Raw genomic sequence first — 24,458 nt, 5'->3', positions numbered from 1 at the left:
CGTCCCGCTCGAGTCGATTCCCGTTCCGACGAGCGGTTTGAAATCTATAAATCCAACCACTCTGCCGGAATTGGGTGCCCCAGGGCCGTCTAGTGCGATCCCTATTCCAGACGTGGCTAGCAGGATTGCGATGACGATTGCACTGAAACGTAGTGTTCGGGAACCACCGGTCACGACACACTACAATACTGTTCGCACGGTAATACTTCTTTTTGCTATACCATGAGAAAGGAGGGCCTACGTGACCCCTGTGTCCGATAGTTTGAACTACGATGCTATCTTCTCAAGGATGAATGGAGTTCACGCGTCGCTATTGGGCGAGCGTTGGGGTCGGCGTTTTCCTCGCCGTCGGAGCCGTTGTTCTTGCCCAGCCAGTTTTACTCTTCGGCGCAATCGGAATTTCAGCATGGTTGCTCGCACAACAGTACTTGTTCGTCCGAACCGTTTCGGAAACCGTCGAAACCCTTTCCGTGACGCAGTCGCTCGATCGCTCAACGGTCAACCGAGGGGAGGGTATTAACGTTGCTCTCAGCGTGCAATTGCCGGACACATCGCCTGTGAACATCGAGCTCGAACCGAATCTACCGATCACCGCCACGTACTCGAACGGAACGGACGGCTACGCCGTAATCTCGACCGGAGAACGAGATTCCACGTCGAAATATTCCATGGTGATGTCCGTCGGCGGTGCATTCGAGTTACCACCACCAAAAACCATACTCACCGATGAAGCGAACCTCTTCCGGACGACGACCTCGGTTGGCGAGGCACAAACAATCACGGTCGATACAGGATACCCCGGGGATGTACACGTCGGAGTTGGCGGTGAGCGAGTAGCAGGGATGGATGGTAATTCCGAGGGAGGAAGTCGAAGAACGGGCATCACTCCCGATAGAATACGAGAATACGCTCCCGGCGATTCACTCCGGCAGATAGACTGGAACGCCACGGCACGGCTAGGTCACCCCCATGTTCGCGAATTCGAACCCGAGATGGATTCACAAACGGTTGTTCTGATCGATCACAGTGGATCGATGTCGACCGGTCAGGCTGGCAAAACGAAACTGGATTACGCACGTCAAGTCGCGCTTTCGTTCGTCAACTACACCCGTTCAAAAGGCGAACCACTTGGGCTGTATGCCGTCGATGGGAACGGTTTGACGGCGAACCTTAGCCCGAGCGCTGACAGGGATCATTATGCAACGATCCGTACGGAATTGCACGATCTCGTTTCTTCCGATACGCGAACCCGGCCATCCGAACCGCTCGGGGTGGACGGGCGCTCGCTGAACCGCACATATCAAGTAGCGAAACATCTCCAGAAGGGGAACTCCGCGTTTGAAACGCTTCTTCGCCCTTTTTTCGATGAATCGCGAGCAAACACGTCTTCGGTCGAGATAGGTGCGCTCTACGAAGCGGTTCGCGATGAACTTGCACAGTTACGCGGATCAACAGTCACCGTCATTCTTTCGGACGATACAAATCGGAAGGAGATACGAGAGTTGGTCAAGCTCGCTCAGCAGCAAAACAACACGGTATTGGTGTTTCTCACGCCGACGGTACTTTTCGAAGAGAGCAGCGTCGCCACTGTCAAAAATGCCTACGAACGATACGTGAATTTCGAGTCGTTTCGACGGGAGATCGCGCGAATAAACAACGTTCAGGCGTTCGAGGTCGGCCCGGGTGACGAACTCGAACGGCTGTTACGAAATGCACAAACGCACGACTACGGGAGAACGAACACATGATGAATACACAAATGGTAGATAACCGACTTCAGGCCATTATCAGTGTGAGTAGTGCCTTGGTCGTCGGACTCACGTTGACAGCGTTCCACGGTCTTGTAGGACTGGTTGCAGGTGTTGCGATACTCATTACGTGGTATGTATTAGCACCGGTGTTTGCATTTGCGTTTTCACACATCGTGTTAGGGGCAGTCTATCCAAATGGAATCGATATGGTTCAGGTCGCCATTATCGAAGCGGGATTCCTTGGTTTACTGGTAGAATCCGCGCTCCGATTCGAATCTCCCCGCCGACTCGTAACCCTATTTGGGGGGTTTTTCGTGGCACTCGGTCTGCTCGTCGGGGGCAGCTATTATTTGAGCGGCGATACCTGGCTCGTAGCGCTCGTTCTCACGGGAGCTGTTGCGTTGCTCGTGTATGGAATTCATCGATACGATATCGTTGTCATCCAACAGGAGGCGACGTAAATGGAGAGTGACGAGCGATTCGACGAACGAGCGGGCATCGATTCAACAGGTGAACAACCGAGCGACCTCGCAGTACAGGTCAAGATGCTCGCCGAAGAGAATCAGCGTCTTCGCACTGAGTATACGCGCGCACAACAGGTACAGTATCGGCGGTCTGCGTTCGGATTGGCCGCACTCGGCTTGTTGGCCGCTGGTGGTGCTATCGTTTTCCCTAACGCACGCTCCATTCTCTTTGCGTTGGCTGGAACCGGATTGTTCGCAAGCGTGCTGACGTACTATCTGAAGCCTCAACGGTTGCTCTCGGCTGGGGTTAGTGAGCGTGTATTTGCCGCTACTGCAGCGACGAGTTCGGCCATCGTGACGGATCTTGACCTACAGGATACGCAAGTGTACGTCCCAACGGGGATCAGTGGGGGCGAACAATTCACCGATGTTCGTCTATTCATCCCCGAACACGGAAACTACAGCGTGCCTCCCGGAGAAAAGCTGACTTCATCGTTCGTCGTGACCGATGACGAGCGTAGCAGAGGGCTTTCGTTCTATCCAACTGGAGCGGCACTCTTTCGCGAGTACGAACTGCACATGAGGGGCAGCGTATCGAACGATCCAACGTTATTGGCCGAACAGCTAGCGGATGCGGTGGTTGAGGGGTTCGAACTGGCTGATAGCGCAAGTGTCGATGTGAATCCGGATGACATGCGTATCACGATCGGAATACGCGGGAGCACATATGGATCCGCGGACCTCTTCGACCATCCGATCGCATCGTTCGTCGCGACCGGGATTGCGAAAGGGCTGGACACACCTGTGACGACTGAACAAGTTCCTGTAGACGACGAGCGCTTTGAGTATCTGATTTCCTGTGAATGGTCGGGGACAACGGACGAGTGATACGTCCGAATGTCGCCGTCTTCAAATCCGAATCGACGGGAACGGTGGATTGCAACCCGACTATCGGCGTATCCGTTCAGTGTGTCCCAGAATTTAAGCCATCATAAGTGCTACCATAGTGAGAATGACGGAGCTAGATGAGAAAGTGGAGAGCTTCCTTGTCAAGAACCCTCAACGAGTATCAACGCTTCGGGAGATCATGGCGACGGATGAGCGCTGTGATTGCTGGACGATGGAAGATGTATCCGTTGACTCCGAGGCAGTTACTGAACTGGTCAATGCCGGAATTGTCGTCCGATCCGACGATGGACTGAAAATCGCTGACCGCTCGGCCGTCCACCGAGTTATCGAATCTAAACGGGTTTGCGAGGCAAGTAATAGCCATCATACCGTTCTTCCGCCCCAGCTTCGCGGACGAGTGCTCGTATTGTTCGCTCTCGTAAGTGCATTAGCGCTCATGGTCGGCGTCCGTGTTATATTCATTCAATCATTAGTGTTTAGAAATGGAGATGTGATTCTGGCATCGAACGATCCGTACTTCTATCGCTACTGGGTTGAGCGACTGACTACAGGGCCGATAGCGTTCGATCTAGGAAGCTTATCACATTTGCCCGAAACTGTCGAAAACCACGATGTACTCTTGCTCGTGACGTTGTGGGGTATCGCAAGCCTTGCCGGAGGAACGCCGGAAATGATCGGTGTAATTTTAGCGTGGTATCCGATTATTGCGGCCCTTATATGTGCTATTCTCGTATACTTGCTCACCGTTCGTTTGACCGACGATCGACGGGTTGGGGTCGCGGCAGTAACGCTACTTGCTATTACCCCGATTTACGCCACTAGAACCGCGTTGGGATTCGCGGACCACAATGCGTTCGATAACATTTGGCTCGTGTTGACTGTGTTCTCGATCGTCGTGCTAACGGACGATCAAACGAGGAGCACGTCGATTTTTTCACTTCCAAGGATGTGGCGTCGTCGCATAGCGACAATTACACTCGGTGTCAGTATCGCAGCACAGGTGCTCGCATGGCGGGGCGGCCCACTCTTCCTCCTCCCGATCGTCTTCTACGTCCTCCTGAAAGCCATTGTCGATGTATCGGCAGAGCGGTCACCACTCGTCGAAAATAGACAACTCGTGGTCGGCCTCGGCCTCGGTCTGGTGTTGACATACGTATCCCACATCGCTCTCGGGTGGCTTCCTGATTACCGCACCTTCACGCCGATGCTGTTGTTTGTTGCGATGGTAACCATACTCGGAATTGCGGAGGGTATCTACCGGAGAGGTATACAAACGGTAGGGCTCACCGCCGCAATCATTTTGCTTTTACTTGCCGTATTGATCGGGTTTCTCGATATCATCGGGAGTTCGTTCATGAACATCCCACAAATAAATGATATTTGGACATTGTTTGCTAACCCAATCGAAACGTTGTTGAACTACTTCGACCGAACCGGCCGGAGTAAAATCGGGGAAACATATCCCCTACTCGGAACCGGGGGCGGGTTTGACATGGTTTTCCAGCCATTTCGGGCGTTCGGATTCGTTATTTTCGTGGCGCTTCCGTTCGTCGTTTGGGCCAGTTGGATCTCGTGGCGAGAGCGTCGTACAGGGTGGATGGCAGTCTGTCTCTACGTGTGGTACTTCTTTGTCCTTGCGCTCATCCAAGTCCGGTTCGCCGAACAACTCGCGCTGTTCGTCGTCCCGTTTGCCGGACTTGGTGTCGTCCACCTTGTAACGAAGGGACGCCTCCAGCGTCCGGAGGCGTTCAAATCATCATTCAGCTGGCGACAGCCGTTTGGTTCGATTCCCCTTCCGAGCATCCGGGAAGCCGCCGTGGTTTTCTTTATTTTCCTGCTCATCGTCCCGACTGGAGTCTTTTTATCGGGAGTGCATGTCGAAGGACTTGGCGTCGGTCAGAACACATACGAGACGGCGACATGGATTGACGAGTATGCGGCCGAGCAGAATTTAGAATATCCGAATACCTATGTCTTCAGCGAATGGAGTCAAAATCGCTTCTACAACTACATCGTGAGCGGTGAATCGGAAACGTACTGGTTTGCGCAAGATCATTACAGTGATTTCATTTTCTCTGAGCATCCGGAAGGATGGGCCGAGGGACTCGAAACACGAGACCGAGCAGGATTCATCGTGACTAGAGATTATCCCTTCCCGGTTCCCGAACAAACGATGTATGTGCGGTTACATAAGCGACTGGGTAGCCGGGGAGACGGAGTGGCGGGACTTGAGCATTACCGCGCGATCTATTCAAATGACGATGGGTCGCGAAAGGTGTTCAAGGTCGTTCCTGGTGCACGAGTTGTTGGCACAGCGTCACCGGGCGAGAGAGTAACTGTTGAGAAGCAAGTTCGTATCGACGGAGGGCAGTTCGTCTATCGGCGAAGCGCGCAAGCGAATTCCTATGGCGTGTTCAATATAACGGTTCCATATCCTGGTAAGTATGCAGTAGATGGCACAACGAAAACCGTTTCACAACAAGCTATAACGGCTGGTCGCACCGTCAGATGGCACAACCGCAATGGCCTCGCGTATTGGCCCTTTGATGAGGTTCAAAACAGCGAGACGTTCGATAAGGTGGGTGGTCATCGCGGCAGTATTATCGGAACGACAGCAACCAGGGATGGTGTCTGTGGTGAGGCTCTATCCTTCGGAAAAGGGAACTCCTACGTGAACGCAAACGTGACGACACGGCAACAATTCACCGTCTCGATGTGGATTCGACCGAACAGGGTAGATACCACCGCCAAAAACGACTATCGCCACGTTCTCAGCTCCAAAGGAGGGTTCTTCCTCGTCCTCGAAGAAAATGGGGAACTCGCGTTCCATGTCCCAGGCACCAAGGCGGATCATTTCGCTGCAGGGAAAGTTCCTACCAACCAATGGACGCACGTAACCGCTACGTATGATGGAAGGCACCGCACGATATACATGAATGGTCGTCAGGTGGGACGAGATCGTATCTCCAATGGGTCTCTCGACTGGAATGGACAACTCAGGATGGGAAGCGGATACGAAGACGGTAACCGCCACGCATTCAACGGTGCAATCGATGAGGTACAGATTTACGGACAGGCCGTCAACCCCGAGAAAATACCGCGCTGCAGGAACGGTTCATCCGAGACAGCGGAAAATGCTTGAGACGAAATAACACTCCAGGTCGCGTTCGTCACTGTGCAATCGACGGACGAATAGCGAGCCCTCCCCCACAACAAACGAACACTCTCAATTGTAGTTTAACTACTCAATCACCATGAGAACGGTTGGCTCCGGGTTTTAGCTTCGATGGTAGATCCTGTCCCAAGCGAGGGTTCACCGTTCGTGACGCCACGGTCGAGGACATCCATGGGCCGTCACGCGAATATCGTACTCGTGAATTTCCACTCGCTTGGGTGATTATTCCGATTGCCGACGACACAGTAGGCGAGCGCTTCGACTCTCCCGCATCGAGTTGTGCCCGAATCGTCTTGCGTAGTGAAGGGTCACTTTCGGAAGGTATGGCTAACTGAAAGGCAATTCAGCCAACGATAGCGACTCACGTGCGTCTAGTTCCGTAGATTGTCTCGGGAGGACTTCGATTTTCACGTGGAAGTGGCGTCCAAACTGCCGACGTGCTGGCGTTCATCAGTTCGGCAGGGAAACAACGATATCAGATTCAACCCTATATCCGCCAATCCGGTCATTTAATCGAATTTGATACCGAAGTTTTCCCGATTTCGAACGCTGATAGCTTGGTTACGAGAAACCCAATGGCTGTAGTGGTCGATAAATGACATTAAATTGGCACCTAATGCCATTACAATACTAAATATGTAATTCATTGTTTCAGAAGAGGAAGGCAAACCGTTCTATCTAAACCGCGGATTATCACAATCTCGCAGGGCGATTTTCCATTTTCGTGGGATTCGCTCACGATCAATCGTAGCTCAGTACTGCGTTTCGTAGGCGTAGTACATACTGACGGGACTAACGTGCTCTGTCACAGGGGGTGACGAGTATTCCCACGCGAAATAGCCGATATTTCGATACTAGTCACGGTTACGGTCATCGGTAAAATCAACACGACCCAAAAACAGTGCAGCGTGTTGAAATACATCTCCGTCGGCAATCATGGTTCGGTAATCGTGTCTTCAAAGCCAGCTCACAGTGTGTTCCGAAGACGTGTCCCATCAGAACCCTTCTTGTTCATAAAGTAATCCTATTCTGCGCTGCTCGACACCACGTAGCAGTAACGGAGGTCTACTATCAGAGCGCAATTTCAGGCGTTTCAAGCCCGCTCGCTAGTTTTATTTGATTTGAGTTATATGGGTTACCCACTCCGTTTGCAAGGATTCTCTCTTCTTAGTTCATCGTAACCAAAAAACCAGGTACATCAGGTGGACGCTAATTGGTTCAACGAGGGTTACGTTCACCACTCTATTACGCCCCTACGAATGTAATTGAAGAGGAACGGGATAGAGTGCATATTTATATTTAATATTAATATATAGAATTTCCAGTAGCAAATGTTTCGTACTAGAAATTCTGTTTATTACCCCTAAATCGCCAACAAACTACGCAGAATGCAGGAACATAGAAATTTCTAAAGTATATACTAGTATTCATCCTTTAAGAAACTAGTTGAACAAAGCGCTGGGGCAAACCCACACCAGTATGTATAAATATAATACAGTTTTCAACGAGTGAAAACCGTCGTCGTTCGAGACGTACTCACAGCAGAAGTGTGCCTCCGAGAGCATCGAAGATGAGTCGGCGAGTCGGGATACTTCTTCATCGGATGAGAGCCCCAGAGGGCTTCGCCGCTGGTGAACTCGACGTTCATGTGAAAGTGATACTAAACAGGTCGAAATCCATTATTGCGGTCGAAAACCTTGCAGAATCGTCGGTAAGGAACCGACCCGATCAATCGAAGTGGCCAACCGAACTAAGATAGCACAGCTCGTCTCGGTCATTCGTGTGGCCGTGGGAGCACTTGGTGTTCGGGTATCTCGCGTACTCGCTCGTCGTCCACGTAGCTCGTGGACGCGCTCCGAGCGGAAGCGAGGTCGGCATCCTCGTAGTCGCGACACAACTTCCCGATATCGTCGATAAACCGCTCGCGTGGACGTTTCACATCCTCCCAAGTGGTCGGTCGCTGGCTCATTCGACGCTCACCGCGACGATCGGTATCACGCTGGTCGCGATTTACTGCCGACGAACCGGTCGAGAAGGAGCGTTGGCGTTCGGCGTAGGCTACATTTCGCATCTCGTCGGCGATATCTACCGTCCAGTCATGACTGGAGAGTACGCTGACATCGCCTTCGTGCTCTGGCCCGTACTGCCGGTCGCTCCGGACACGGAGCCGAGTTTCGTCGCCCACTTTGAGGCGGTACTTTCAACCGGTATCACCGTAACGGGACTGGTACTCACAGTGATTGCAGTGCTGATGTGGATCACCGATGGCCGCCCCGGTCTGTCTAAATCGGCGAACAAAATACTCCGGTTTGGTCGATAGGGGCACGCAAGTCGCGCGTATAGAGTATACCGGCACTCGCCGACACCGGCATAAAGATCGGCTGAACCCGTCTCAGCAACAAGCACGAATCAACCAGTGACACACTTGCTGGGTAGCCAAACAAAGGTTACAGGGATACATTCGGGAAGACCCTTTTTCGGGGGCACCTGAGAACGTGATTTTTGTGTGGTTTGCGATCCCGTCATCGATTTTGACGGCATCATCAAAGCTGATTCAGCTCGTTCGACTCTCGTCTTTTCTATCCACGATACCCATCTCCTCGGGCAGTCCAGTCACTTTCACCGGGAAATGCCCTTCGTCTTCGAGACAAACGAGCGCATGACTGTACCCGCGTTCTCGCGTTCCGGGCTTTGCTTGTCGAAGAAAATCTGCTTCTCGTTCGTTCAGCCCGAGTTGCGTTCGATGGGTTTCGGTAAGTCCCGGAAGGCGTTGAAGCACTTTGATCGACGATTCCTTTGCCAGTACTTCGGCTTTCTCGTGGATGAAGAAGTCGCTCAACTCCTGAGTGACGAGATGGATACTCAGGTCGTGATGCCGCGAGTGACGATACGCACGTTCGAGCCAGTCGAGTGTTCCTGCATTTTGGAGGAGATAGTGTGCTTCGTCGATGGCGAGTATCACACGCTTTGTGGTCTGCTTTGCGCGCTCGTAGACCGCGTCGAACAGCAACTGCATCATCAGCGCGACTTCTCTGTCGGCCTCTCCCTGTTGGAGGTCGATATATGTGACCTTCGCATCCCGAAGGTCGATCTCTGAGCGCCCTGCAAGATTCGCGTATTCACCACCACCCACGAACGGCCGCATTCCGATGCGGAGGTCAGCGGCCCGATCTTCCCACTTTTCCAGTTCTTTTTGAGTCGGTGGAGTCTCGCCATCGCCTTCGAGGAACGAGCTCGCGTCCTCAGCCATCTGACCAAGGATGTGAAACACATCTTTGACAGTCGGACTCGTGTTGCCGTGCGTACTCGGGTTCCGAGTGATACCACGCCACTTGTATGCCTCTTGGACGGCCCGACCGAGGACGGCTCGGGCGTTCTTTTCGAGACCGTTTCCGCTCGTATCGACGTGTGCGAAATACGTCTCGAAAAAGCCCATCACACTTGACAGGCGTTGTGCGTAGGGGTCGAGGTCGTCCGTTGCTTCGAGGACGTTCGCAGGCGTCTCTTCGATCTCCAACGGATTCAAGCGACGTGTCCCACCGACAACGATGCGATCTGCGTCCAGGGCATCAGCAAGCGAGCGGAAGTCTTCGAGCGGGTCGATCATGATGAGTATCGACTCGGGGTCGTTCGCGATTTCGCGCAAGCTGAGGAGTTTCGCAGTCACGGACTTTCCAGACCCGACTTTTGCCGCGGCGAGGACGTTATAGCCGTTCGGACGACGCCACCGATCGACGACCACCGGTGCGTTCGTCGTCGCGTGAAAACCATAGATGATACCGGTCTCTTCGAGAATCGTCTTTGTGGAAAACGGGAATGCCGCACCGAGTGCGCCACCAAGCATCGGTGTGCGAGCACTCGGGAGTGCGCTCCCGACCGCATCGTCCGCGATTGGACTGCCGCTAACCAGCCCGTCAGTCTGCATGTAGTCCAGCGATTTTACCGTCAACTGTCGCTTTGCGAGTTCCGTCGTAATCCGCTGGCACGTCTGCTCTACGGTAGGGTGGGTCTCGCCACGGACAGTGATGTATACGGACACGTCGAATACCGACTGTGACCCATCGGTGAGCTGTGCAAGGATTTCTTCGTGCTCGTGGATGCGTCGGTCGGTGATGCCGATGGACGGATCGCCGTTTTTCTCCTTGCCGAGTCGAACCGTTTGCAGGTCACGAATGGCGTCTTCGAACTCAGTAATTCCACGCTCGATGGGTCGCGGACTCGCGTGAATCGAGAGGTCAACGTCAGCACTTGGATGGGTCGTAATCGTCTCTAACAGGCCTGGGTCAGCCGTATCCGGCCAGTCGATGACGACCAGTGTCTTCATCCATCGATCACCCGTGTTCGTGGCCTCTGCGGTGAGACGCACGCTCGACGGAGCGACTAGTCGTGCGTGCTGGTCAGTTCCATCGCTGAGTGAGTATGTCTGGTCTGACTCTTCGGCGGTTCCTGCAATCGTATCGCGGAGGTGATTGAGTAGCGACATGGCCTATTGAATTGGTTCCTGAAGGTGATCCGACGTTGATTCCGCATTCAAGTCTGTATCGGTCTCCGGTGCAGATTCTCTCGCGGCTGTCGTTCGGGCAGCAACCACGGGGGTCGTTCGGAGTCGGCTTCCATCCGTACCGTATTTCGTTCTCGTTCCCGTCCAAAACTCTTCGACCCACTCTGCGAGTGTGTCCGCCGCTATCGGTTCAGCCTGACACGTTTCGATGCCGCGAATCGCGTTTTGAACGGCCCGAAGCCGTTTTGCAAGGAGTTGGCCCTGGGCCGTTCTGATTTCGGCAGCAGTCATGCGAGTACTCTCTGCACCCAAGAAGGCGAACAAACCGCCGAAATACGGAACCTCTGCTAATTTGGCGAGCGCGCCACGTTCGGCAAGCTGTACTTCGTGAACGGTAACGGGAATCAGTATCTGGTAATTTCGCACACTCGTTCCACGAGCCTGAAATTCACTGGGGAGCCGCTGGCGATAACACTCGATGAGTCGTCGGAGCGTCTCATTTGCACGAACGTCCGGGTCGTCTAATCGGTCTGTGTACCCGGACACGAGTTCATCTGCGTCGACGTGCCGTGCCGTTGATCGAATCTGAAAATCGAACTCCAACGTGTTGAGGGCGTTGCCGAGCGCGTTCGCCGCTGCATTCCATTCCGCGTCCGTCGCCAGCGTGAGGTTCGCAGGTTCGATGCTGACACCAGTGACTAGTGCACTATCCACCCGTTCGAGCGAGTCCGTTTTCGGGCGAAAAGAACTCACGCGGGTGAGTGGTTCCGTTCGCTCGTTCGCTGTGCTTGCGAATAGCGTCAACAGTTTCGGTCGGCGGGTGAATGTGAGGATCTGTTTCAGCCACGTCTGTGGCGTCATATGTGTCGGTGCGATGAACACGACGATGGCCGTGCCCGCGAGTGCGGAAACTCCGCCTGTGATGCCGATAGCAGTCGCGACGATGCCACCAACTGACGTGAGAAGGGCGAACCAGAGGAGCGCGACTGCGAACGCAGGCACGAAAAGCTTCAAATCCGCCAGGCTATAGTCGATGTCGATTCCGGTGATTTCGTCGGCAGCGCCGAACGTATCGAGGATTCGGCGTTGTGGTGTGTCTCGTGTCATTGATTTTTGTTTTTGTCGTCGGGTTCGGTTTCCGAGTCGATTCGGCCGTCAGCGGAGAGTGAGTCGAAACGAGCGCGGAGCCAATTCGTCGTTGGGAGTTGCCATCTGGTTCGTCGTTTGAGGATTCGTTGGAACACGTACAGCCCGCCCGTGATGGGCGGAATCCACAGCAGCAGCGAGAGATGTGGTTCGGGAATGGGGGCAGTTGGTGCGATGAGTGAGTGGACACTCCCGATGAGTCCGACACTCAGTGCATACCGGGTGGTGAACACCCACGGTGGTGACCACACGTCGAAGCCTGCAACGTCTCGGTCTTCGTGCAATGCTCTGCGAAGGAAATACGCGATACCTGTTGCACCAGTCATCCAGATAACGAACGCTCCGAGCCCCGACCCGCGTGGGAAGTGACCGGTGTGAATGACCAACCAGTCGAGTGCCCCGATACAGCCGATACCTGTGAATCCGGCGACTAACTGCCAGCGTGGTCGCTCGTGTGTGATTGTTTCCGTTGGGTCACCCTGACGATGCTGACGTTCGACGTGTCGCTTGTACGCTCGCTCGCGCTCGGTGACGTGGGCGTAATATCCTACGCCGAGAACAGTCGCCAGGACGAGTGGGTTCGTACTGAGGTCTCGGCTGGTTTCGTACACAGCAGTGAACGCCGTATGCGACCATTGTTGGCCGACACTTATTCCAAGAAAGAGCGTTCCAACGAGCGTGATGAGGATTAGTCCGCTTCCAAGGGCTACTGCGATGCCGATGATTACCGCCATGAGTCGCCGGACGAAGAGAAATCGCCCGGTATGTATGAACAGTCGACTTTGTTCAGCACACTCTCTGAGGAGTGCGCGTGTGTAAAGGAGTGTAAATCCTCGTTCAGCGTTTTTGAGTTTTGCTGTCTTTCTGATTTCCTCAGAGATTGTCTGGAAGTCTTCCCACTCAAAGCAATCCAGACAGACTGTAAAATGATTCTCTACGCGATCTTCGACCTCTTGTCTTCGCTCAAGTGGAAACATGACGTAACCAATTCTCCCTCTCGGTTTCGTCACGACCCCACATACCTGGCAGTTGAAATTATCACGAAGGGCAATTAAATCGACTATCCGATTTCCATCAGTGTGAGTCGATTGATCTTGAATACCCTTAGGAGAGACTTTCCTCTCCTTCATGGATTTCGAGTCCTTTCTACCGTACGGAGGCTGTTTCTGTGTTCTTGCTCGTATCGTGCAGAACGATATTTCCCTTGTTCTACTATGCCTTGGACATTGTAAGCCTCTGAATCCGAATGACTGTAGAGCAAGACCGTTTCATTTGACTTATGTTTCGCGAACCGATTGTACGCCCCTTCATCAACAAGCCATCCCGTATTCGATGGCCCTTGGCTGACCGACTGAAATTTCCCACGGCTATCGAAATAGCCAACATCGTACTGCTCGTTCGTTAGTTCCCCGCGGTCGGTGACGCTTGTCACCGAAACATCGGATGGAATGGAATCGTACGCTTCGTCGTGAATCGTACTAGATTGCGTCGTACGCCCGGTTTGTCCGGTCGTGCCCGTCCCACCCGTATCAGTCGAAAACGGTTCGAGTGAATCCGTTGCTCTTCCAGGTTCGAGTTCGCCGGCGATTGTCGGCTGCCCGAGTGAGCCACCACCACCGTTACCGGATCGACGTGCAAACGGCGAACCGGCTATCGGATCGATTCGCTTTCCAACGCCCGCGTTCGGGGGCATTGTCGACCCAGCTGCTCCAGTGGAAATCCTCGACCGGAGTTGGTCTCGAAGCGTCCCCGATCGAGATGCGATAGACATCCCGGAGGCGGCCCCGAGCGCGCCTGCGGTGAGTGCGGCGAATGGACGCATCCGACGACTACCGACGAACAAAAACAGCGGCGAAACGGCGGCACAGAACCACATCACCAATACGAGAATGATGTAGGCGAACGAATCAACGCCAGCAGTACTCGACATCCCACTATCGAGTGAGGCAGACACGGCGTTGATGACGGGATAGCCAACGCCGAGGATGACCGCCGCGGGAAACGGAATGAACGCACAGGGGACGAACAAGCCACGGAGTCGTTGACCGACCGATGCGACCGGTCGAAAGAGCCACACCGCAGGCAGTGAGAGCGCGATAAACACGGGCATCGCGGGCATCAATACGTACACGGCAAGCCACGAAAGGCCGAAGACGAACGCGACGAACAGAAAAAGAACGCCTGAGGATAGCCACAACAACAGGCCACCGAGACTTGCCGCGAGCGCGCTGTCGACAATCGTCTCGAAACTGGCGACGATTTGGGCACCCGAGGGGGCGAAGACGAGGGTTAGTCCGGATGTGAGGTGCAGGATTACGGCACACCAGATCCACGACCCGAGGATGAAAAAGAGCAGGAACCAACCCTTGATTCGGAGGCTCCGTGCTCTCTGTGCGGACACCGTGCCTGAGGGCATGAACACGCTCGCACGAAGGAGTATCATCGAGAATGCCCACACGATTACCCCTGCTGGAAGGCCGAGTGAATACCACAGGTCGTAGACGGTATCCATCGGCGCGTTCGTCGGCCGTTCGACGAATTCCATCGTACCGTCTTTCATCGGGACGGGCCGACTGACGATGAATTCGACCGACCACTCGGCCGTTCCGCGCGCAAATTCCAGGAATTCGTGTGCGATCTCTTTGAGCGCGCCGAGAACGCCGTTACACATCCGACTACTGACGACACCCATTCCAGTGCAGGTGCCGTCGAATGCGGCGGTAGCATTCGATGGGGATTCCACTGTCGTTTGCGTTCCGGTGGTCGTCGTTCCGGCAGTCGTATTTGGAGTTTCGGTTTGTTTTTCCGGCGGAGGAGTCGATTGTGCTCGTCCAAGCGTGCTACCAGCGATGACGGTGCTGACGAGCAGTACCGCGAGTACTCCTATCGTGAACGGGTGTGGACGCATCGTCGCCATTCCTCTCAGAAGAACGGGATGATGTTCACACAGCCGGCTATTCCGACGCCCGTTGACCGGATGAGCAGGTCGATCACGACGGCGAACAGCGGTGTCGTCACCGTCGCGAACGCCGCTCGATTGCGCCATCCCTTGATGGATTCAACCGACTGTGGGTTCTTTGGAAAGGCAGAGGCATTGTGGAGAACATACGCGAGGATCGCAGAGGCGATCATCAGAATACCGATGAACAGCGGGGCTGCGAAGTTGACGGTATCCGCGAGTGGTGTTCCACAAATATCTGAGCCGATGGTTTGTTGGGCCGAAGCCGGGGACACAGCAGCGATGGCGAACACAGTACCAACGAGGAGGATGCTGGCAACACGAGAGCATTGGAGGTCAAGCCGAGTCCGATGGACAGTCGTACAGCGGTTCGAATTAGGGGTGGGTGAGGGTTTGTCTTGCATGGTTCCTCGACGCCCGAATCAGCCTTGCCAGTCGATGGAGCCCGACATTTCACCGCGACTCCATGACAAGGGCACTCATGCGGGCGATAGTACGACCACTGAAGCAAGGGACTTAAATCCCTATTTGGGATTTTCTCACATATTCAAAAATACGATTGTGATTTTATTAATCGTTAGGTGAATTAGGTGGATGGGAGACAGATTTAGTGGAGGAATTGTTGGTTTAATCTTGAATTTATGCAGAATAGGGGAGAGGGTTTGTATATGAAGGCTCGCTAATTGTGGGTGACATCCTCCCCGTCGTAAACGACGGGGCTTCCCACGCCCGATTGCGCTGGTTTGGGAACTTACGTTTACAACCCGACGTGCTGAAGGGAGTGCCACGCCCCCGTTACTCCTATCCCGTAAAGGACTCGGAGGTACTTGGTTATTTTCTGTCGGTTCCGCCGTCCGTGGGCTTACTTTTTGATGCGGCAACCACCCAGTCAACTGCCAGTTGTCGGACTGTCAAACCCGATAGGGTACTATCGAATCGACAATCACAGAAACACAGTGTGGGCACTCAAACCTTCCGATTTCAGTGTTTGCAACCAAAGACGGCGCTGTATCCCCGCCCGAAAGGGCGAGGTTTTAGCGCCTGCAATCTTCATAAACCAGGTATACGGTCTTTACCATACTATTGGGTGTCTTTATTCACAACGATTCGATGGGCAGCCATTGATTGAAGCATTACTGTTGACTCATAATTAAGCATATTCAAACGGTTAATCACACCCATGAGTAGTGAATTGCGATCCAGTCAGCATGTAATTGAAAGGCCAAAATCTCAGAAAAAGTACCAGGATGAGAGAGTTGTACAACGACAAGACGAGCAAGCAGCACAACTGGCCATCGGGATGTACCATCGAAAAGCTGGAACAAGAGACTCGGGTGGTATCGCAATGTACACCCAGGAGATGATTGATGCGATCAGTGCCAATCAAACCGCATATCTGTATACCGAAGCCGGGGAGTTGACACCGAAAATGCGGCAAACGGACGCGGAAGTAATCGAGTTTGGCGGGTCCAGTGAAAACGGCCTGCTCAGTCGGTTCATCGGATCTCTTTCTTTGCCCTATTCTGATCTTTCGAATGAGCTCAAAGAGAAATTACATCCGACCGTCAAATTGGTTCGCAATGGGCTACTCGAGCATATAAATGAACACGTCGATGTGCTCATCACGCATGACTTAGTTGATGATATGATACTCTCGAACCTCGTCGATGTTCCCGTGATTCGAATCTATCATGGGATAGAACAAACGGGCATCGGGACGCAGGCACACGAACTGTTGTCTACAAGCTATTCCGTAGTGAATTCGATTCAGACGAGAAAGGAATTAGTCGAGAATCTGGGACATACACCCACCGGAATCGCGTATCCTGGTGTTGATAGCGAACTGTTCAATCCGGCCGTGACACCAGCGTTCGAGCGCGACGAACGGACGGTACTATTCGTCGGGCGATTCATTCCGGGCAAAGGGGTGTTCGACCTCATCGATGCTGTCGCGCAGATCTCCGAAGATATCCACCTCCACCTCATCGGACGAGGTGACCGAGGTGCGCTCATGGAGCGAATCGACACCTATGGCCTCGAATCCGCGGTAACCATCGATGAATCCGTCCCACACGACGAATTGCCCGGGTATTACACCGCCGCTGATGTGGTTTGTCTCCCGTCACACTACGAGAGCTTCGGCATGGTTAATCTGGAGGCCATGGCGTGTGGCACGCCCGTCGTGACGACGGACTTGCCTGGAATCACCGAGTATGCCTTCGATCGTGAGACTGCGATGGTCGTTCCACCGAAACAGCCCGACGAACTGGCAAAATCTATAGGGGAAGTACTCTCGATGCCCGACCTACGAACTCGACTCTCAGAGAACGGCCGAGCGATAGCAAAACGCTACTCGTGGGAACGATCCGCGACGGATCTAGTCAACACGTGCTTGAATGTCGTCGACGACAGTCAAACATGAACTATCCCATCCTGCGCGCTTTGCCTGTCGAACACAGGACTCCCCGTTCGATACTGATTGTGTCTCTTCCCTGCTTGATCACGTTGTTCGCTCCTTGAGGCAGGGGGCTAAGCGCGTGAAATTCAATTAAAACTAGTATCTTTATAATATCTTCTGGCAGACATGGTGCAGCTCTTGGGATGAATTACCCCAGGAATAGCGTTCGACCATCGAACGTCCGTTCTCTCGAAGGTTTTTCCATAGCTTGGGAGATTCGGCCAACTCCAACAACGCTCCAGCAAGCTCATTTGGGTCGTTGGGAGGAGCAAGGAGAGCTGTTTCTCGATCGATCGCATATTCAGAGACTCCGGCGATATCAGTCGTCACGACGGGCGTGCCACACGCCATCGCTTCGACATTGACCATACAGAAACTGTCATAGTGAGTCGGACTACATACGACATCAGCAGCAGTGTAATACTGCGGAAGTGTGTTGTGAGCGACGGAATCTTCGATGGTAACCGAATCTTCGAGATCGAACGCTTGAATATGCTCGTCGATTTTACGTCGATCACCGCGTCCAATCATATACAGGTGGAATTTGGGAGGAAGCTTATCCATCGCTTCGAGAAGATCGTAGATTCCCTTCGATTCGACAAATCGACCGGCAAATAGTATGACAAACTCGTCTCGATCGAAAAGTGCATCGTTGAAAGACGCTATATTTGGATTGAATTGGTCGATATCGACACCGGGATGAACGATCCCTGTAACTTCACGCTCCAGTTCGTTCTCAACGATGTCTTTGGTGTGTCTCGAATTCGCAATGATATACTTGGATTTGGACAATTTTTTCCACGCTTTCATTCCGATACCCACGCTTTGTACTCCGTGAAATACGTGTACGACGGGAATTTCGAGTAGGTTCGATAGAACGATATTATCGAAATAATGATGGGTTAGAAGTACATCAAGATCGTCATCCGCGTCTCGGAGTATTCCGTCTTGGAAGGCCTTGAGAAGCAGTGGTAGTTTCTCATCCAAAATAGATGGGGGAATCGAATCGGTAATGTCGAGATATCTCTTCACCAATCCACCGATTTTTTTGTACCTCCCGGAATTCGATTGAATTATATCGGCATCAATCTGTTGAAGTTTGTCAGCTATATCCCCGGTTTCTGTATATAAAAATGGGGAATAATTACCATTGTGAAATTTGATCAACTGCTGAATGTACATCGCAATGCCACTCGCGTGAAATGACCCTGCAGTTGGATAGTACATCCCAACGTTAGGCACCTGTAGTTGCTCTTCTTCTCTCCTCTGCAAATGATCAGTATCTCGATTATTTCTTCCTACTTCCTCCAAGGTTGTTTCTATTGATTGCGATTTCTGACGAGAGCTATCCATTCTTGAATCGATTTACTATTCGTACTGCAATCATTTTGTAATGTATATTCTAACCGTATGCAATTATTATGCGATCAATGGTAACCATCACCTAATAGTAGTAAATATTTTATATTTTTCAATTTATATATGGCCGCATTTCGTAACCTGCGATGACCGAATATTCTGTCGAGGATAATACCCATATTGCCTTTGTAGCCGATAATGGTATTTCCTCAGCTAAAAACGAACATTCCAACCGATACGGGTTGCTTACAGATACTGCATCAGGATCCGATGAAGTTGTTCTAAATCAAAGCAGTATCTTTCATCGTCACCGAAAGTGAAACAGGCTTTGTCGTTGCCGCCTGAGGCGAGTTTGCTCTTATTTTGTCCCTTCTTTACAGGTTTGTTATTCGACATTGAACGCTTGCTCTTTGTGACTGTCGAATTCTCGTCCCGTGATTGGGTCTTCTCAGAAGTGGTTAAGTTTTGTTTTTTTTTGCCCGACTCTTTTTTGGGTTCCGTTCCCTCTGCACCGATACCCTGTGCGGCCTGTTCCGCAGTCATTGGAACGCCTTTTGGAGGCGTCTTTTTCGGATCGTTCCCGACGTTGGTCGTTTCAATGTTTCCATCCAGTCGTCCTTTTATTTGGGAATCACGAACGTGATACGTCGTTTTTGCTGCGACCAATGCCGACGCCCCACCGTCCGTATTTTCATCCGTACAGTCGATGTGGACGTTCTCGAATTCTATCACGTCTTCTGTCGTACCGTATCCGTCGTAGACGCCCCGGGCATTTACACAATCGCAGGTGGATACCTTCGGGGTACTCTTCGAATTGTGTATCACGGTATTCTTTACTTTTGTCCCGCCGGAGGCGATGCGCAAGCTTGAGATGTTGTTGTCGTGGCAGTAACAGCGGTCGAAAGTGAGCGTCCCATGTCCCCCACTTTCGGGGCGGGCCATCCCTGCGGCGTAGACGCCGTTATCGGACCATCCAGCGATATGTGTGCGAACGATATCGATATGCCCCGAATGGCTCGCACTAACACCGATTCCCCCCTTTCGAGTGGGTCCAACCACGCCATTACCGACGAAAACATTCTCAATGCGACCGTTTCCGGATGCTGCAATGTGGTTTGGATATCCTTCCGATCCGCTGTGGTCCAATTGTCCTTTGAACCCGATGTTTCTGATCGTCCAGTCGGAGCCGGAGGCGACGATACGCGCATCGGCGTTTGGTGCCGTGCAGTCGATCAGTAGGTTCTCCAGTGTTTCTCCCGAACCGATCTGGAACAATTTACGGCCACCTTCGGGAATTTTGATCGTTTCATATCCTTTCGCTGCTGTAACACTACCGATCGCTTGCACAGCGGCCATGGAAACGGCCGTAGAGCCGGCCAGCTTCAAATACGAGCGACGTGCAATCCGATTCTCACTTTTTTCGGTTTTGTCTGTCGAGCTACTGCAATCGCGTGCCATGTAATGCTCAATGCTAATCCCCTAATTAATAATCTTCCGATTCACTTCAATGTTAATCTCAAAACTTATTACAACTGCTACGTTCTTTTTGATTTTTCATGATTGACCAGTATCTGCAGTTCCTCTCATGAATTGAGCAGGCCAAACCTACTATTACGTCAGACAGATTCTGAATTTAATACGGCAGTGAAGCGTCTGGTAGCACGCCAGTAACAAAATATCAACGTCACGTCCGCTTCTACTGATGCATTCGACGGGAGTGATAAACCATGGATAGTAAAACGGAGGTGACCGTATTTTGCATTACGAATCGGTGTGAAAATACCGGAAAAGATGACTACGTCCACGGGGTGAGCATATGACTGGAGTAATCACGCTTAGCTTGGAGATTGAACTCGGATGGGGATACCATGATCTTGGACGATTCGATCGGTTGAGTCGAGGTCGTCGGTGGGAAACGAAGACACTTCACCGGTTGCTCAATCTTTGCGACGAACTCGATCTTCCGATCACGTTCGACGTTGTCGGCCACTTGCTTCATGAGCCCCCAGTATCGTATGATACTCCACATACCGACGATTGGTTCGACTCCATTCCAAATAATCGCGATCCGCTCTTTTATGCGCCCGATTTAGTCGAAGCGATTCAAGAAGCAGATACCGAACACGAGATTTGCACGCATACTTATTCTCATGCTCTCTGTGGAAACATCCCCACTCACGTTCTCGAATGGGAACTTCGACGAGCGAACGAGGTCCAGCAGGAAATCGGAGAAACGAGTGTCTCGTTAGTTCCCCCACGTCATTCACAACCAGCTAAAGAAGTGCTTCGAGACAGCAACATCGAAATCGTTCGTGTAATAGGCAATGATCCGGCACCGACGAAACTGCATAAACTCAATCGACTCGTTTTCGAGCCACAGGAGCCCATCGAACCGCGAATGATCGACGGAGTCGTCGAAACCTATTGTAGCGGTTACAGTACCCTGACGGCTGCTACGCTCGCTTCGGGAGTAAAACCACCACTCTCGATGTTCCGTGCTATTCCCACGGCCGTTCGCCAACGGCTTCACGAGCGATATTTGATACGGGCGATGGAGAAAGCCATCGAACAGGATTCGTATATTCACCTCTGGAGTCATCTTCATGACATGGCAAACGACGATCAGTGGCCTCCGATTCGGACGTTCCTCCGATCACTGGCGGAACAACGAGATCTCGGTACTCTCACCGTGATGCCCATGGAAGAACTAAACGAACATGTACGGGTCACGTCTACCGAATCCACCGGCACTCGTCCGGAAGATCGGGAAATAACGAAGATGGGTCAATAGCCGTCACGACCCGTTGTTTGTTCTCCTTTTCGTCTTGAGTGACATCCTCCCGCGCCTGAAGACGCGGGCCTCCCACACCCACCAATGGGCGGTTCGGTGGGATGTTTAGGGTTCGCACCCCGACGAGGTGCTGGCACTGCCACGGTACCGGTACTCCTATCCCGTCCGAAGACCGGACGAGACTCGGAGGTACTTGGGTGTTTTGTGTCGGTCTGCGTGTCCGAGGGCTTACGTATTTGATGCGGCAAACACCGAGTCAACTGCCAGTTTTCGGACTGTCAGAATCCGATGGGATACCATCGAATTGACACCGAGAGATACGCGGGGAGAGCACCTAAGACTATGCCGTACAGTGAAAGTAACCAAAGACGGCGATTCATCCACACCCTCAAGGGCGTGGTATTCTCGCCTGCAATTTTATCATAGAATTTTCTTCACATGACCCAAAAGCGACCTCTAGCAATCCTATATCCATTCGACCTATCACGAATATATTGGGGGAAAAAAGGAACCATCGTCGTACCATTATCGCATGAGTGAGATGGAGAGACAGGATCTGCAAAAAAAACAGATCAATCGCGATAAGCACAACAATGCGGAAAATGGCCGAATACTTAGTTCGACTAGCCGTCCCTTCCGGGTACCGTCGTTTGATTCCACCCAGAGCGATTTCGCACTTCTGTAGATGATACTAATTCAGTCGATTCTTGCGCTGAGGATGACCCGGCCTATCGTTCGACCCGCGCCGCCCGAGGAGACTAGGTCAGACGAGGGCGTGTTTCGCTATTGTAACGGAAAGGTTGTAGTATGACTTAAAGACGGCTCACTCGGAACCATTGAACACGTAGACCCTGAGACCACCTCCTGACTGCACTCGACCGATTCCTGGCTGAGCGTCTAATGTTCGGAAACCCCGTCGTGAGAAGCGAATTCCATTATAAACACGCACCTCACGTTGATATCCTCTGTCACTGATCGGCAAATAATGACTCGAGTCATAATAATTTAGTAAATATTGAGAGCTGAAATTTTTGCCGGTTGCCGGTGTATCGGCATAGATACTTTCTCCTAAATACGTACGAGGATTGTTTTCACGTACACCGTACAGAGCATCTGCAATTCGATTTCCGGGTGATCGAAGGCCGATATATGTCGGCTCACCGCGATGCTCGAAGGTCGTTTCGTAACCGGTCATTTCACCTCTCGTAACCTGTTCTGAAGATTGGAACGTGTATGGAGAATGGAACAGAGTCGAACCAGAGGTTATGATCATTACAATGAATAGTATCCCGATCGCTGGCGTGATTAACGTCGGATTTGGGGCGTGATGTTCGAGTTTGCTGACGAGGTTGGAGAGGCCGATCGCACCGAAGAGAGACATGAGTACCATAATAAATCCGAGCTGGCGAAAGTGAAACTTCCCAGTACTCGTGATCATATATGCGCCAAAGAGCCCGAAGACGGGAACCAATCCAACTATCACGTATTTCGAAAACATATTAGATCTTACACTAGTGAGTCGATCACTCGTCCCGACAAGGAGGGTCACTCCAGCAATCGCACAGAATACAGCACTGATCAGAAACAGCTTCATAAACATCGATTCAATGCTTCCACCGACTTGCACAAGTCCACCTGCTTGTTGCGAAATATCGCTTGCAGGAGTATTCGATTCGAAGATGAGTTGACGAACCAAGTAACCGGCAGATCCACTTGCACGCTGATGTGTTGGCATCCAGATTAGCAGCAAAATTACCAAGAATCCCGTTTGACCTAGCAACGATCGGTGGCGTTGTACAATGGCGTGCTTGGGTCGAAAATGATAATATAACCATTGAACACCAACGACGGATGCATATACGAGCACGACATTCGCCGTCTGTTGTGGGTGAACAAGTAAAATCGCGATCGACGAAAGCGCTAGTAAAATGCTGAACGGTGTCTTGACGAAGGGGATACTACTTTCTCCATCATTTGTAATATATTTAACAGCAAGGTAGAGTGGAAGGGGAAGGAAAAGAACTGCTTGTGTCGCCGGATGGGGCTGAGCAAAGAGACTTACTCCATTGATCGGTAGGAGCAGACAGGCAGCTAACGCGCTGAACACGAACGTTCGTCTCTGAGGATCCATAGCCCGTGCACAGAGGGGAAGAAAGATCAGATAGACGAGTACAAATGCGAGGACTGTCCAGAGCAACGTTTGGCGAATTGGCTCTCCGGTGACATTGCCGAGTATTACTGCAGTAATATGGATTCCGGGATACAGCAAGGTTTCCGGATTCATCATGCCGCTTCCGATTTCACGAGCCCACCCCAGATGTGTAAGGGCATCTCCACGCCCGAAGAAGTAGTACCCCCGGATAACGGGAAGGGCAACTACCGAGAGAATAGTAACCCCGGAAAGCACTACGGCAAGGTTTCGAAGCGAATCGTTCGCATGAACTGCGACTCCGACTGCTGCGAAAGTAGCAATAACCGTCCCGACCCAGAATGCGAGTGGTGTTGCTGCGTACAGAGAGACCTCATATGTCCGTGCTGGATTGAAGTGTGCAATCATCGTTGCAGTTGCGAGCGAGAAAAAACCCACAATAAGAACCGCTTTTTCCATTTTTTTGTCCCAAATACTTGTACTTGGCATTGAAATATCTCTACTAAGTAGTGACGAACGATCATCCTTTGTTATTCGCTGACTACTGCTCAATAATTGATTATTCTAATAACATTATTAGTCATTTAGTTCCAACTATCCTATTTCACAATTGGGTAAGAAGGACTCGTTATCGATAAAGATGATCTCTGTACTAGATCGTCAGTTAAAATTACTGATTGTGCTGTTTTTCTTCTCAACTTCGCCTTCAGGCGGCACATAACAATATGTCTACGGCTGTTGGATAAAACCGCGAGCGTTGCACCAGCTCACTCGGTGCCAAGCACTGCAACGCTCG

At 52.0% G+C, this 24,458-nt stretch carries 15 protein-coding genes; 7 read left to right on the top strand and 8 right to left on the bottom strand.

Annotated features, from left to right (window positions below):
• Nucleotides 1-293 precede the first annotated feature (293 nt).
• The 5 genes from ACN2TU_RS16375 (at nt 294) to ACN2TU_RS16355 (ending at nt 8,619) form a co-directional block, all read left to right on the top strand.
• Complete coding sequence (locus ACN2TU_RS16375) at nt 294-1,748, top strand: DUF58 domain-containing protein (protein ID WP_435156835.1); 1,455 nt, start codon at nt 294-296, stop codon at nt 1,746-1,748.
• Nucleotides 1,745-2,212: a DUF8163 family membrane protein gene (locus tag ACN2TU_RS16370; RefSeq protein WP_435156834.1), complete on the top strand. Its 468-nt coding sequence runs from the start codon at nt 1,745-1,747 to the stop codon at nt 2,210-2,212. The genes ACN2TU_RS16375 and ACN2TU_RS16370 overlap by 4 nt, the downstream gene beginning before the upstream one ends.
• Complete coding sequence (locus ACN2TU_RS16365) at nt 2,213-3,103, top strand: DUF7982 domain-containing protein (RefSeq protein ID WP_435156833.1); 891 nt, start codon at nt 2,213-2,215, stop codon at nt 3,101-3,103.
• Nucleotides 3,104-3,227: 124 nt separating this feature from the next.
• Complete coding sequence (locus ACN2TU_RS16360; RefSeq protein WP_435156831.1) at nt 3,228-6,266, top strand: LamG-like jellyroll fold domain-containing protein; 3,039 nt, start codon at nt 3,228-3,230, stop codon at nt 6,264-6,266.
• Between the two features lie 1,834 nt (nt 6,267-8,100).
• A complete protein-coding gene (locus ACN2TU_RS16355) occupies nt 8,101-8,619 on the top strand; it encodes a metal-dependent hydrolase (RefSeq protein ID WP_435156829.1) in 519 nt (172 codons plus the stop codon).
• Between the two features lie 234 nt (nt 8,620-8,853).
• On the opposite strand, the gene ACN2TU_RS16350 is transcribed toward ACN2TU_RS16355, so the two are convergent.
• The 5 genes from ACN2TU_RS16350 to ACN2TU_RS16330 all read right to left on the bottom strand — a co-directional run bounded on the left by ACN2TU_RS16350 (nt 8,854) and on the right by ACN2TU_RS16330 (nt 15,309).
• Complete coding sequence (locus ACN2TU_RS16350) at nt 8,854-10,782, bottom strand: VirB4 family type IV secretion system protein (protein WP_435156827.1); 1,929 nt, start codon at nt 10,780-10,782, stop codon at nt 8,854-8,856.
• A gap of 3 nt (nt 10,783-10,785) precedes the next feature.
• Entirely contained in the window at nt 10,786-11,907 is a 1,122-nt protein-coding gene (locus tag ACN2TU_RS16345) for a TraC-like domain-containing protein (protein ID WP_435156825.1), read from the bottom strand.
• Nucleotides 11,904-12,680 carry a hypothetical protein gene (locus tag ACN2TU_RS16340; protein WP_435156824.1) on the bottom strand — a complete coding sequence of 259 codons (777 nt, stop codon included), beginning with the start codon at nt 12,678-12,680 and terminating at the stop codon, nt 11,904-11,906. Before ACN2TU_RS16340 ends, ACN2TU_RS16345 begins: the two co-directional genes overlap by 4 nt.
• A gap of 392 nt (nt 12,681-13,072) precedes the next feature.
• Nucleotides 13,073-14,854, bottom strand: coding sequence for a TrbL/VirB6 family protein (locus tag ACN2TU_RS16335; RefSeq protein ID WP_435156822.1), 1,782 nt, complete (start codon nt 14,852-14,854; stop codon nt 13,073-13,075).
• Between the two features lie 14 nt (nt 14,855-14,868).
• A complete protein-coding gene (locus ACN2TU_RS16330; protein WP_435156821.1) occupies nt 14,869-15,309 on the bottom strand; it encodes a hypothetical protein in 441 nt (146 codons plus the stop codon).
• Nucleotides 15,310-16,250: 941 nt separating this feature from the next.
• On the opposite strand from ACN2TU_RS16330, the gene ACN2TU_RS16325 reads away from it, so the two are divergent.
• Complete coding sequence (locus ACN2TU_RS16325; RefSeq protein WP_435156819.1) at nt 16,251-17,327, top strand: glycosyltransferase family 4 protein; 1,077 nt, start codon at nt 16,251-16,253, stop codon at nt 17,325-17,327.
• Between the two features lie 141 nt (nt 17,328-17,468).
• On the opposite strand, the gene ACN2TU_RS16320 is transcribed toward ACN2TU_RS16325, so the two are convergent.
• Complete coding sequence (locus ACN2TU_RS16320) at nt 17,469-18,716, bottom strand: glycosyltransferase family 4 protein (protein WP_435156817.1); 1,248 nt, start codon at nt 18,714-18,716, stop codon at nt 17,469-17,471.
• A gap of 252 nt (nt 18,717-18,968) precedes the next feature.
• Nucleotides 18,969-20,180: a hypothetical protein gene (locus tag ACN2TU_RS16315; protein WP_435156815.1), complete on the bottom strand. Its 1,212-nt coding sequence runs from the start codon at nt 20,178-20,180 to the stop codon at nt 18,969-18,971.
• A gap of 358 nt (nt 20,181-20,538) precedes the next feature.
• Between ACN2TU_RS16315 and ACN2TU_RS16310 the strand changes: the two genes are divergently transcribed.
• On the top strand, nt 20,539-21,513 hold the full coding sequence (locus tag ACN2TU_RS16310; protein WP_435156813.1) for a polysaccharide deacetylase family protein: 975 nt from the start codon (nt 20,539-20,541) through the stop codon (nt 21,511-21,513).
• Nucleotides 21,514-22,336: 823 nt separating this feature from the next.
• On the opposite strand, the gene ACN2TU_RS16305 is transcribed toward ACN2TU_RS16310, so the two are convergent.
• Nucleotides 22,337-24,151: a hypothetical protein gene (locus ACN2TU_RS16305; protein ID WP_435156811.1), complete on the bottom strand. Its 1,815-nt coding sequence runs from the start codon at nt 24,149-24,151 to the stop codon at nt 22,337-22,339.
• Between the last annotated feature and the right edge of the window lie 307 nt (nt 24,152-24,458).

Source organism: Haladaptatus marinus, from assembly GCF_051194195.1.
The sequence above is the reverse complement of the archived record's forward strand: the minus strand, read 5'-3'. Positions and strand labels throughout refer to the sequence as shown.

Coding starts and splice junctions, on each gene's coding strand:
- ACN2TU_RS16330 (WP_435156821.1), bottom strand. CDS start 15,309: ATGCAAGACAAACCCTCACCCACCCCTAATTCGAACCGCTGTACGACT.
- ACN2TU_RS16310 (WP_435156813.1), top strand. CDS start 20,539: ATGACTGGAGTAATCACGCTTAGCTTGGAGATTGAACTCGGATGGGGA.
- ACN2TU_RS16375 (WP_435156835.1), top strand. CDS start 294: ATGGAGTTCACGCGTCGCTATTGGGCGAGCGTTGGGGTCGGCGTTTTC.
- ACN2TU_RS16350 (WP_435156827.1), bottom strand. CDS start 10,782: ATGTCGCTACTCAATCACCTCCGCGATACGATTGCAGGAACCGCCGAA.
- ACN2TU_RS16320 (WP_435156817.1), bottom strand. CDS start 18,716: ATGGATAGCTCTCGTCAGAAATCGCAATCAATAGAAACAACCTTGGAG.
- ACN2TU_RS16305 (WP_435156811.1), bottom strand. CDS start 24,151: ATGCCAAGTACAAGTATTTGGGACAAAAAAATGGAAAAAGCGGTTCTT.
- ACN2TU_RS16315 (WP_435156815.1), bottom strand. CDS start 20,180: ATGGCACGCGATTGCAGTAGCTCGACAGACAAAACCGAAAAAAGTGAG.
- ACN2TU_RS16345 (WP_435156825.1), bottom strand. CDS start 11,907: ATGACACGAGACACACCACAACGCCGAATCCTCGATACGTTCGGCGCT.
- ACN2TU_RS16335 (WP_435156822.1), bottom strand. CDS start 14,854: ATGCGTCCACACCCGTTCACGATAGGAGTACTCGCGGTACTGCTCGTC.
- ACN2TU_RS16365 (WP_435156833.1), top strand. CDS start 2,213: ATGGAGAGTGACGAGCGATTCGACGAACGAGCGGGCATCGATTCAACA.
- ACN2TU_RS16360 (WP_435156831.1), top strand. CDS start 3,228: ATGACGGAGCTAGATGAGAAAGTGGAGAGCTTCCTTGTCAAGAACCCT.
- ACN2TU_RS16340 (WP_435156824.1), bottom strand. CDS start 12,680: ATGGCGGTAATCATCGGCATCGCAGTAGCCCTTGGAAGCGGACTAATC.
- ACN2TU_RS16370 (WP_435156834.1), top strand. CDS start 1,745: ATGATGAATACACAAATGGTAGATAACCGACTTCAGGCCATTATCAGT.
- ACN2TU_RS16325 (WP_435156819.1), top strand. CDS start 16,251: ATGTACACCCAGGAGATGATTGATGCGATCAGTGCCAATCAAACCGCA.